Source organism: Candidatus Electronema sp. PJ (assembly GCF_048287395.1).
In the GTDB taxonomy this organism is placed as follows: Bacteria; Desulfobacterota; Desulfobulbia; order Desulfobulbales; family Desulfobulbaceae; genus Electronema.
The window spans coordinates 61543-70577 of sequence record NZ_JBLWEO010000031.1 but is presented as its reverse complement, the minus strand read 5'-3'; the positions used below and the strand labels follow the sequence as shown (position 1 = coordinate 70577).

15 protein-coding genes are annotated in these 9035 nt (G+C 51.5%); 3 read left to right on the top strand and 12 right to left on the bottom strand.

Features of this window, described 5'->3' with window-relative positions; translation table 11 throughout:
* Positions 1-190: 190 nt before the first annotated feature.
* A complete protein-coding gene (locus ACNKIB_RS05060; protein WP_417909462.1) occupies positions 191-583 on the top strand; it encodes a hypothetical protein in 393 nt (130 codons plus the stop codon).
* A gap of 145 nt (positions 584-728) precedes the next feature.
* Here the strand turns inward: ACNKIB_RS05060 and ACNKIB_RS05055 are convergent, their stop codons facing one another.
* A complete protein-coding gene (locus ACNKIB_RS05055; RefSeq protein ID WP_417909461.1) occupies positions 729-878 on the bottom strand; it encodes a DUF3096 domain-containing protein in 150 nt (49 codons plus the stop codon).
* A gap of 120 nt (positions 879-998) precedes the next feature.
* The gene (locus tag ACNKIB_RS05050) at positions 999-1169 is read right to left on the bottom strand and encodes an RNA polymerase II-associated protein (protein WP_417909460.1); all 171 of its coding nucleotides are present in this window, start codon (positions 1167-1169) and stop codon (positions 999-1001) included.
* Positions 1170-1334: 165 nt separating this feature from the next.
* Here ACNKIB_RS05050 and ACNKIB_RS05045 point away from each other — a divergent pair, with 165 nt between their 5' ends.
* Positions 1335-1769: an FKBP-type peptidyl-prolyl cis-trans isomerase gene (locus tag ACNKIB_RS05045; protein ID WP_417909459.1), complete on the top strand. Its 435-nt coding sequence runs from the start codon at positions 1335-1337 to the stop codon at positions 1767-1769.
* On the opposite strand, the gene ACNKIB_RS05040 is transcribed toward ACNKIB_RS05045, so the two are convergent.
* Positions 1766-1981: a hypothetical protein gene (locus tag ACNKIB_RS05040; RefSeq protein ID WP_417909458.1), complete on the bottom strand. Its 216-nt coding sequence runs from the start codon at positions 1979-1981 to the stop codon at positions 1766-1768. The genes ACNKIB_RS05045 and ACNKIB_RS05040 overlap by 4 nt on opposite strands.
* A 43-nt stretch (positions 1982-2024) precedes the next feature.
* On the opposite strand from ACNKIB_RS05040, the gene ACNKIB_RS05035 reads away from it, so the two are divergent.
* A complete protein-coding gene (locus ACNKIB_RS05035) occupies positions 2025-2444 on the top strand; it encodes a MazG nucleotide pyrophosphohydrolase domain-containing protein (protein ID WP_417909457.1) in 420 nt (139 codons plus the stop codon).
* A 77-nt stretch (positions 2445-2521) separates the two neighbouring features.
* On the opposite strand, the gene ACNKIB_RS05030 is transcribed toward ACNKIB_RS05035, so the two are convergent.
* The 9 genes from ACNKIB_RS05030 to ACNKIB_RS04990 form a co-directional block, all read right to left on the bottom strand.
* Complete coding sequence (locus tag ACNKIB_RS05030; protein ID WP_417909456.1) at positions 2522-3835, bottom strand: replication-associated recombination protein A; 1314 nt, start codon at positions 3833-3835, stop codon at positions 2522-2524.
* 396 nt (positions 3836-4231) lie between these two features.
* Positions 4232-4882, bottom strand: a complete 651-nt coding sequence (locus ACNKIB_RS05025) for a hypothetical protein (protein ID WP_417909455.1) — start codon at positions 4880-4882, stop codon at positions 4232-4234.
* Positions 4883-5012: 130 nt separating this feature from the next.
* Positions 5013-5369, bottom strand: a complete 357-nt coding sequence (locus tag ACNKIB_RS05020) for a nucleotidyltransferase family protein (RefSeq protein ID WP_417909454.1) — start codon at positions 5367-5369, stop codon at positions 5013-5015.
* A complete protein-coding gene (locus ACNKIB_RS05015) occupies positions 5366-5794 on the bottom strand; it encodes a nucleotidyltransferase substrate binding protein (protein ID WP_417909453.1) in 429 nt (142 codons plus the stop codon). The genes ACNKIB_RS05020 and ACNKIB_RS05015 overlap by 4 nt, the downstream gene beginning before the upstream one ends.
* Positions 5795-5848: 54 nt before the next feature.
* Positions 5849-7540 carry a glutamine--tRNA ligase/YqeY domain fusion protein gene (locus ACNKIB_RS05010; protein WP_417909452.1) on the bottom strand — a complete coding sequence of 564 codons (1692 nt, stop codon included), beginning with the start codon at positions 7538-7540 and terminating at the stop codon, positions 5849-5851.
* Between the two features lie 28 nt (positions 7541-7568).
* Positions 7569-7991: a type II toxin-antitoxin system VapC family toxin gene (locus tag ACNKIB_RS05005; protein ID WP_417909451.1), complete on the bottom strand. Its 423-nt coding sequence runs from the start codon at positions 7989-7991 to the stop codon at positions 7569-7571.
* A gap of 4 nt (positions 7992-7995) precedes the next feature.
* Positions 7996-8250, bottom strand: a complete 255-nt coding sequence (locus ACNKIB_RS05000; RefSeq protein ID WP_417909450.1) for a hypothetical protein — start codon at positions 8248-8250, stop codon at positions 7996-7998.
* A gap of 66 nt (positions 8251-8316) precedes the next feature.
* A complete protein-coding gene (locus ACNKIB_RS04995) occupies positions 8317-8541 on the bottom strand; it encodes a hypothetical protein (RefSeq protein ID WP_417909449.1) in 225 nt (74 codons plus the stop codon).
* Positions 8534-9013, bottom strand: coding sequence for a type II toxin-antitoxin system VapC family toxin (locus tag ACNKIB_RS04990; RefSeq protein WP_417909448.1), 480 nt, complete (start codon positions 9011-9013; stop codon positions 8534-8536). Before ACNKIB_RS04990 ends, ACNKIB_RS04995 begins: the two co-directional genes overlap by 8 nt.
* Between the last annotated feature and the right edge of the window lie 22 nt (positions 9014-9035).

Here is a 9035-nt window from a genome sequence, read left to right as displayed (position 1 = left end):
GCTTGCCCCGCGAGTTTTCCCTTGATGGGCTGAAGTTCGCCCTGCCTGAACAATCTACACCCGCAGTGTTGGTTCCTTTTCTGTGATCCTGTGTTTTTTTGTCTGGCTGCGGTCGAGATACGCTCCGCTGTAGATTTTCTTAAATAAATACACCACGTTTTCTGCCGAAGAGCATGCCGGAAACGGCCTGATGCACACTGAAATTGCCCTAATTCCAATTAACATCGGGCCGTTTCAAATTGGAATCGCCTTGATTCCGATTGGAATTGGCTCAATGTTAACAGGAATTGCCCCGATTCCAATTGACTTTAGGCCGTTTCCGATTGAAATCGCCTTAATTCCTGTTGGAATTGGCTCAATGTTAACAGGAATTGCCCCAATTCCAATTGACTTTAGGCCGTTTCCGATTGGAATCGCCTTGATTCCTGTTGGAATTGGTTCAATGTCAACAGGAATCACCTCAATTCCAATTGACTTTAGGCCGTTTCCGATAGGAATCGTATTGATTCCGATTGGAATTGCCCCGATTCCAGTTGACTTTAGAGCGATGCAAGCGGCAAACAACCAAAGTGCGAACGTCTGACGGCTCTCTGTGGCTGTATGAGTGGTGTTTCCTCTCTGCTTTAACACCTCGCGCTGTATCAAACGCAAGTGCGCAGTTAGATCTCTATAGAACAGGTCGTAGGGTACTTTTTATGCAAGAGGTCTAGTATTGTAGCCGATCAGGGCTATATTTTCAGCCCCAAAATCCCAATAACACCAACCGCAATCAGATAAATCGCCACTATGTAATTCAATAACTTGGGCGTGATGAAAATGGCAACGCCCGCAATAATGGCCAGTAGATACTCAACAGTGAAATGCAGGTGCAGATTCATAATGTGTTCCTCCTTGAGATAAACATTATCGAGAGCAGACAGCTGGGATCGCAATAATGCGCCGAGTTGTGCATCATAACCGTTTGTCAAACTATTTAAAATAGAGAAAACTTCCAGATATTACTTCTTCTTTTCTGCATCTGACGCATCTGCTGCTGGCTTGCCTCTCTTCTCCCGCTCCAGAAACTGAATCAGGCAGGACTGCCGGTACTGGCAGTAGTCATGCGGATGCTTGCACAGTGCCTGAGCCGCATCCATCTTCTCCTTGTATTTAGTGCATTCCAGTTCCATGCGGCTGCTCCGTTCTTTGGGAAAAAGGCATCATTTTTATGCGCTCAGGCGGGCGTTGTCAAGCCTCTTCCTCCACTCCCAAACTTTTACAGACTTGTCAAACCGCCCATATTATTTTATATAGATGGGCCATTGTACCACAATCCATCTGACGAGGAGCAGATAATGTCTATTGTAGCCCTAACCGACACCGTTATCATTACGTATAGCGCAGCTCTGGACAACGGAGAGCTAATTGAAGAGACAGACAAACCCGTGCCCGTCACCATTGGCAGCGGTACGGTCTGCCTCGCTGTTGAAGCCTGCCTGGTTGGCATGAGTCCCGGCCAAACCAGAGTCATTCGCGTACAGCCCGAAGATGCCTATGGCCTGCATAAGCCTGAATTGGTGCAGGAGCTGCTGCTTTCGGCCTTTTATGGCAAACCTGATCCTCAGCCAGGCATGATTATTACCCTGAATGTATCGCGTGAGGGTGAAGTCATCAAGGTTCCGGCTGAGGTCGTTGCCGTGCAGAATGGCATCGTCACTGTTGACTACAATCACCCGCTTGCGGGCAAAGTGATTGTTTACACCGTCAAGTTAGTCAGCATTGCTGCTTAATTCGAGGAAGGGAATTCAGTCTTCCTTTCCTCAACAAAACAGCAGAAGCTGTCCCAAGTAAACTCCCTACCAGAAACTGGACAACGCAGAGTCACTTTGCGCTCGTCGGCAGCGATCACTAACCAGTCGCCCCGCCGAGGTCCAGCTTCAATGTAAATCTTTAGGCCTGGCGTAAGGGGATAGGGCCGGAAGAAAACAACCTTTTCAGTCATAACAACGCTCCTGTCTGAATTATTCTCCGCGCATATAAAGGCAATGCCTAGTCAACCAGAAGCACCTCAGCCTGTCAATCCCTTTCAGCAGCTTGAAGCTCTTGTGAAACGGCTGCGTTCTGAGCAAGGTTGCCCTTGGGATCAGGCGCAAACCACCGTGAGTTTGAAGAAATATCTGCTTGAAGAAGCAGCAGAGCTGGCCGAAGCCATAGATCAGGGCGATTTTGCCCTGATTTGTGAGGAAGCAGGCGATCTGTATTTTGTGCTGACCCTGTTGCTGGTGATTTGCGAGGAGCAAGGTGCTTGTTCGCCTGCGGCTGCCCTCAATGCCATCTCTGCCAAGATGCTGCGCAGGCATCCGCATGTTTTTGCTGCTCCCGAGGGCGCGATATTTTCTCCAGAACAGCTCAAAGCGCAGTGGCAACGAATCAAAGAGGAGGAAAAGCAGGGGAAATACGAGTAACCCAGCTTCCTTTCTTGCTCGTTGGCAAAGGAGCTGTATTCTTCCCTTACTTGTTTGAACTTCAACAGAAACAGTCTTTACTTCTTCTGCTCCAGCTTGCGCAGCCGCAGTATCTCCCGCCATTTAAGCAGCCGCTCTTTGATTACCGCTTCATAGCCCCGCTCAGTGGGTTGGTAGAAGGTCTTGTCGGCAAGCTGCTCTGGCAGATGCTCCTGTACAGTCAGGGCATCCTGTTGATCATGGGCATATTGATAGCCTTTGCCGTAGCCAATCTCCTGCATCAGCTTGGTTGGCGCATTGCGGAGATGCAGCGGCACTGGCAATGAGCCGCTCTGCCTGATCTCCGCCTTCACCTTCTTTTCCGTGACATACAAGGCGTTGCTCTTGGGTGCGGTGGCAAGATAAACCGTGGCCTGATAGAGAGCCAATTCTCCTTCCGGCGAACCAAGCAGGTGATAGGCTTGGCGGCAACTGAGAGCCACCTCTAAGGCTCTCGGATCACTGACCCCGATATCCTCGCTGGCAAAGCGGATTAAGCGGCGAGCAAGATAGAGCGGGTCTTCACCGCTGATGAGCATCCGACCAAGCCAGTAACAGGCCCCGTCTGGGTCACTGTCGCGCAGGCTTTTATGCAGGGCAGAGATGAGGTTGTAGTGCTCCTCGCCACTCTTGTCATAACGCAGGGTGCGTTCTTGAATAACTTCACAGATTATCTGCCCAGAGATGATTCTACTTTCGCCCTTCAGACTGAGAACCGCTGCCGTTTCCAGGCAATTAAGGGCACGGCGACAGTCTCCGTCAGCAGCCTGGGCAATCAGGTTCAGGGCTTGCTCTTCCAGCTCCAGACCTTGGTTGCCTAAACCCTGCTCGGTATCGACCAAGGCGCGTTGCAGGATTTGCTTGATATCTTCAGCAGCCAGTGGCTTGAGGAGTAAGACCTGACAGCGGGAAAGCAGCGGGGCAATAACTTCAAAGGAGGGATTCTCGGTGGTTGCACCGATCAAGGTCAGTAGGCCGCTTTCCACATGCGGCAGGAAAGCATCCTGCTGACTCTTACTGAAGCGGTGAATCTCATCGACAAAGAGCACCGTACCAACATGAGCAGGCGAACGTCTGGCTTGGGCTTGCTGGACAATCTGCCGAATCTCTTTCACACCGGACAGTACCGCCGAGAAGAAGACAAACTCAGCCTGGACACTGTGAGCGAGGATGTTAGCCAGCGTGGTCTTGCCTGAACCAGGCGGCCCCCAAAGTAACAAGGAAGGCAGCTTGCCCTGACTGATCAGGTCATGGAGCAGCCTGCCTTGGCCGACGAGATGCTCCTGCCCAACAAAGTCCGCAAGCTGCTGCGGACGCATTCGTTCGGCAAGAGGAACGGACTGCCGACTCATTCCGTGCCGCTCACCTTTGTTTCCTATAAAAACAGCCTTGCTGCGGCATGAAGCGCAGCTTGTAGGATGCAGGTTTGGTCAGAGGATTCGGCTCAACGCGGTATTGCACAGTTCCCATGATGCCCTCCGTTCGGGTTTAAAGATGTGATGATGCAGGCAGTTTTGCCTGATCAGGCAAAAGATACGGCGGAGGTTGCGCTTTGTCAATCAAATAGGGCGCGGCGAGGCAAGGAGATGGGCGGCAAAATACATACTGGTATGTATTGAGGAAACATACTGTATAGTTTTCCCGGAACATACCAGTATGTATTGGCGGAACATACTGGTATGTATTTGGGATACTATTCGGTATGTTTTTGAGGGAGGATGGTGGGAAGTTTTAAGACCGAGCTGAGTTCAAGTAGCCAGATGAATGGATTTATTGTGCATTAACTCCCTCCTGATGTGTTCAGGAAGGATATCTCTGAATTGAATTTCCTTCCTAACCGCATCATAACTCACAAACAGTTGATGATCTATACCTTCGGAACAGAACTGTTCTGGTATCTCAGTTCCCTCGACACCGGCATGGTGTCTCTCAATGAAAGTGAGGAAGGCATCAGTTGCATCTTGGTATTCATGCTTGCTGATTTCTTCCTTCAATATGAGCTTAATGAGACGACCGTCATTGCTTTGCACCAAAATTGAGAAGGTGTGGGTGTATTCCGTGCGTCGAATCTCCCCGCCCGCTGCCATCAGTCTACCTTGAGGAACGACACGATCACTTCCGAAGAACTTTGCCCATAATGCAGCAATTCCTTTCCGCAAGACTCCGTAGTGTTCTTTGCCCATCTCCCCGAGGAAACCGTCGAAGTACGATTTTGCTATATAAACAACCACCGCCGTTGGAACCAACCATTCCTCAGCACTGAAGAATATTGCCGGTTTCTTTTCTTTAACTCGCAGATCAAGTCCTTCGGCTTTAATCGCTCTAACGAAACCATCAAATACTTCTGAAGAGATATTATCATAGAATGATATAGTTATGTCAGGCAGTTTCTTGTCCATTTCTTTTCATTCCTTGTCTAATATTGCATGATAGTAAAGCAGGCTGGGGAAAGCGAAGCAATCCCAACCGCCCGCATTTGTTCCGCTTACGCCACCCTCTGCGAATCCACATACCGCTGAAGAATATCGTTCAGCTTGTTCTGCCAGCCTTGGCCGCAGCTTCCTCCAGCCCTTGCTCAGTGCGCACCAACCAAGGCCGGGCAACTGTGTCAATATGAGCGCGAAGCAGCGGATGCTTGATGGCAGCATAGCTTTTCACATCCACCGAAAAAGGCAGGCAGCTCTCTTGAAACAAGGTCCACAGGCGAGCGCATGTTGCCTCGTCAACATTACCATAGAGCACGAGATCCAAGTCGGAATTCTGCCGATGCTTTCCTTGCGCACGGGAACCGAACACCATAACCTGCTCAATGCAGTCTTGCGCTGTGAGCAGAATCTCCCGGACAAGTGCCTGCTGCGCAGCATTCATGCCAAAGGCATCGCTCATGGCATGTTGCCTGCTTCAATGCGTCGCGCCAGCAGGAATTCGTGCAGTTCAGCAAAGGCTGCCAGATAACTGGCGCGAATATCAGCGATCACCCGTTCAAAGGTCTCGAAGCTGTAGGTGTGCGACATGCGGTTGCGGGCATCCAAGGCGTTCTGCCACGCCTCGCCCTGCTGGATGATGCCTGCCTCAAAGGCCCGTCGGATTACAGCACGCGGTGTGATCTGGTCAAAGACCACATTCTCGCTTTCCAAGTAATCCTTCAAGGTCTTCCAAGCAAGCTCCATAGTGTATTCAAAACGCTGAATCACGCCTTCCTCTTCCAGCTGCGTCAGCGGACGCTCCTGTTCAAGAGCCTCGCGCAAGAGGCTGAAGGCGCGGCGGTAATTATCAAAGCGGTACTGCCAGCGCGGGGTTGGATCAGTCATGGCCTTTTGCGGATTGCCTTCCATCGTTCATGCTGACAAGGGGTTTCAATTCATTCACTCCCCGCTCACCTTCGCCCAGCTGTCCTTCAACGTGACAATGCGGTTATAGACCTGCTTGCCCGGCTGGCTTTCTTTGCTGTCCAGACAGAAATACCCCTGCCGCTCGAACTGGAAGCGGTCGGCCAAGGTTGCGCTGGTAAGAGACGGCTCCAAGATGCAGTTGTCCAGCACCTTCTTGGAGTCAGGGTTGAGGAAGTCTTTGAAGTCGCGCTCTTTGTCCGCATCTGGATGCTCGGCGGTGAAGAGGCGGTCATAGAGGCAGACGCGGGCCGGAATGCCGTGCCGCGCCGACACCCAATGGATGGTGCCTTTCACCTTGCGCCCGTCCGGTGCCGAACCGCCTTTGGTTGCGGGATCATACGTACAATGCAGCTCGACCACCTCGCCCTGCTCGTTCTTCACCGCCTGCTGGCAGGTGATCAGGTAGGCATAACGCAGGCGCACCTCTCGGCCCTCGCTCAGGCGGAAGAACTTCTTCGGCGCGTTCTCCATATAGTCACTGCGTTCAATGTACAGCTCACGGCAGAAGGGAAGCCGCCTCGTGCCCATATCCGGGTTCTGCGGGTGATTCTGTCCTTCCACCTCTTCCACCTGCTCTTCAGGGTAATTCGTAATAATCACCTTGAGCGGCTCCAAAACCCCCATCACCCTCGGCGCATGGATGTTGAGATCATCGCGCACCGCATTTTCCAAAACCCCCATGTCAATCCACGACTCCCGCTTGCCCACGCCGACTGTGGCACAGAAGCTGCGGATAGAAGCAGGTGTATAACCACGCCTGCGCAGGCCAGAAATAGTCAGCATCCGAGGGTCATTCCATCCATCCACATAGCCTTCCTGCACCAATTGCAGCAACTTGCGCTTGCTCATCACCGTGTAGTTGATGTTCAATCGGGCGAACTCGTACTGGCGCGGGTGACAGGGCGTTTGCAGCGTGTCCAATACCCAGTCGTACAAAGCGCGGTTGTTCTCGAATTCCAAGGTGCAGATGGAATGCGTGATGCCTTCGATCATGTCCGAGAGACAATGGCAGAAATCGTACATCGGGTAGATGCACCAAGTGTCGCCTGTGCGGTGATGGCTGCTCTTGAGGATGCGGTAGATGACCGGGTCGCGCATGATGATGTACGGCGAGGCCATGTCAATTTTGGCCCGCAGGGTGCAGGTGCCTTCCTCCAGCTCGCCGTTCTTCATCTGCTCGAAAAGGGAAAGGTTTTCCTCAACGCTGCGGTTGCGGTAGGGGCTGTCCTTGCCTGGCTCGGTCAGCGTGCCGCGATATTCGCGCATCTCGTCGCCGCTGAGGTGGCAGACATAGGCTTTACCCAGCTTGATCAGCTGGACGGCGAAGTCATGCAGCTGGCCGAAGTAATCGGAAGCATAATACTTGTGCTCGCCCCAGTTGAAGCCCAGCCAATGCACGTCACGCTGGATGGATTCAACGTACTCCACCGACTCCTTGCCAGGGTTGGTGTCGTCAAAGCGCAGGTGGCACACGCCGTTGTTCTCTTGGGCTATGCCGAAGTTCAGGCAGATGGACTTGGCATGGCCGATGTGCAGGAAGCCGTTCGGCTCCGGCGGAAAGCGGGTGACGATGCTGGTGTGCTTGCCGGATGCAAGGTCTTCGGCAACAATCTGCCGGATGAAGTCAAGGGGCTTGTCGGGGGAAATAGAGATGTCAGCGGTCATATTTGAGTTTCTGGGAATGAGGATACAGTCAGTTTTTAAGAGCATCTTCTGGACGCTGAACTGCAACAACTCCTGCCAATCTCGTCAGATGCTCATTATCAAGAGAGATTAAAATGCAATCATATTTCTTAGCAACCGCAGCATATACAGAATCAGCACCTCTGAGTCCATGCTGGGCGGCTAAACTGGCAGCTCGTTCAGCAAGAGATGAATCAAGTGGAATAAGGAAGATGTTTGGCAGTCTGCTCAATGCTGCTGCAAAGGCTTGCGCCTTGCCAGCATCTTGCCGGGTTCTGCTGATCGTTCCTGCGGCTTCGGCCAAGACGAGGTTCGGTATGAACATCGGAATATTTTCCTTGCGCAGGAATTCAAGCAATGCGCGGCTGTGTTCATGTCCCTTCTCACGCTGATCAAAGCCATTGATCCACACGCTTGCATCCACGGTGTACACCGAATCACCTTCTCATTGCCAGCAATGCCGAGGTCATCGTTTCCGTTCTTTCTTGAGCATTGCTCGCAAGATCATCGCCAATTCTAAAGAATTCCCGCCAAGGATCATCCTGATCAACGTTCTTCATTGTTGCAGGCGATGCAATTGACAAGATGGCCGCTTCCATGCGGGAAGACAAATATTCCATCAATCGTGCTTGATCAACCAGGCTTAAATGGTTGATCAACTGTTGCGCTTGGGCAAGCAATGCTTCAGCCATGTGCTTCTCTCCGATTACTCCAGATTATATGCTCGCGAAGCTGGGTTGCAAACCCAGCCTACTGCGCTACCGTGCTGTTTTTGCAGAATGATGGGTAAAACGGATCTGTTGGTACGTAGAATATGGTATACCCGGTGTTGCGGGCGGTGGTTCGATGAATTTAGCCCCGCGAGCGGCATGTTCTTCCTCGCTGCGTTTTATGTCTTCATAAATAGCGTCTAAATCGAAGTTAAATTTCTTGGCATGAGCTTCACGCATTGCCCGAACTTCATCAATAATTTCGTCACTCATTGTCGTCTCCAAGCAATTCTTCAGGGGTACAGATAAAGGGCAGAAACAACCCCTGCTCTTCAAGATGCAAGGCTATTTGCCGTTGCATTTCCGGGTTTGCTATGTGCTTGCAATTCCATGTCAGTAAGAAGTCCATGGCATGGATTGTTGCAATGGATATGTGCAGCGAATCCTCAGCGGCCTTGACTGGAATGATGCCACGCGCCACCATACCTTTAGACAACTCCACCGCTTCCTTTGTGATCCGAAGAAGACTCAAGCCTTCTATGGCATCTAATCGTTTTTGAGCGGCATTTTGATCACCAGCCGCGCATTCCAGCGATACTGCCTCGGAAATATAAAGGTCATAGTTCAAACGAGAGTCCCACCATGTTTGAGTGATCTGCTGACGTGCCGCAGCAATCAAGTTCCGACTTACACGACTGGTCAAATAGCTGATAACGGATGTCTCAATATAAACAGTTCTGCCCATTCATTCTCCTCATGCACCGTGC

What these genes read in the sequence shown, in the direction of transcription:
- ACNKIB_RS05060 (WP_417909462.1), top strand. Translation starts at nt 191, where the DNA reads ATGCACACTGAAATTGCCCTAATTCCAATTAACATCGGGCCGTTTCAA.
- ACNKIB_RS05055 (WP_417909461.1), bottom strand. Translation starts at nt 878, where the DNA reads ATGAATCTGCACCTGCATTTCACTGTTGAGTATCTACTGGCCATTATT.
- ACNKIB_RS05050 (WP_417909460.1), bottom strand. Translation starts at nt 1,169, where the DNA reads ATGGAACTGGAATGCACTAAATACAAGGAGAAGATGGATGCGGCTCAG.
- ACNKIB_RS05045 (WP_417909459.1), top strand. Translation starts at nt 1,335, where the DNA reads ATGTCTATTGTAGCCCTAACCGACACCGTTATCATTACGTATAGCGCA.
- ACNKIB_RS05040 (WP_417909458.1), bottom strand. Translation starts at nt 1,981, where the DNA reads ATGACTGAAAAGGTTGTTTTCTTCCGGCCCTATCCCCTTACGCCAGGC.
- ACNKIB_RS05035 (WP_417909457.1), top strand. Translation starts at nt 2,025, where the DNA reads ATGCCTAGTCAACCAGAAGCACCTCAGCCTGTCAATCCCTTTCAGCAG.
- ACNKIB_RS05030 (WP_417909456.1), bottom strand. Translation starts at nt 3,835, where the DNA reads ATGAGTCGGCAGTCCGTTCCTCTTGCCGAACGAATGCGTCCGCAGCAG.
- ACNKIB_RS05025 (WP_417909455.1), bottom strand. Translation starts at nt 4,882, where the DNA reads ATGGACAAGAAACTGCCTGACATAACTATATCATTCTATGATAATATC.
- ACNKIB_RS05020 (WP_417909454.1), bottom strand. Translation starts at nt 5,369, where the DNA reads ATGAGCGATGCCTTTGGCATGAATGCTGCGCAGCAGGCACTTGTCCGG.
- ACNKIB_RS05015 (WP_417909453.1), bottom strand. Translation starts at nt 5,794, where the DNA reads ATGACTGATCCAACCCCGCGCTGGCAGTACCGCTTTGATAATTACCGC.
- ACNKIB_RS05010 (WP_417909452.1), bottom strand. Translation starts at nt 7,540, where the DNA reads ATGACCGCTGACATCTCTATTTCCCCCGACAAGCCCCTTGACTTCATC.
- ACNKIB_RS05000 (WP_417909450.1), bottom strand. Translation starts at nt 8,250, where the DNA reads ATGGCTGAAGCATTGCTTGCCCAAGCGCAACAGTTGATCAACCATTTA.
- ACNKIB_RS04995 (WP_417909449.1), bottom strand. Translation starts at nt 8,541, where the DNA reads ATGAGTGACGAAATTATTGATGAAGTTCGGGCAATGCGTGAAGCTCAT.
- ACNKIB_RS04990 (WP_417909448.1), bottom strand. Translation starts at nt 9,013, where the DNA reads ATGGGCAGAACTGTTTATATTGAGACATCCGTTATCAGCTATTTGACC.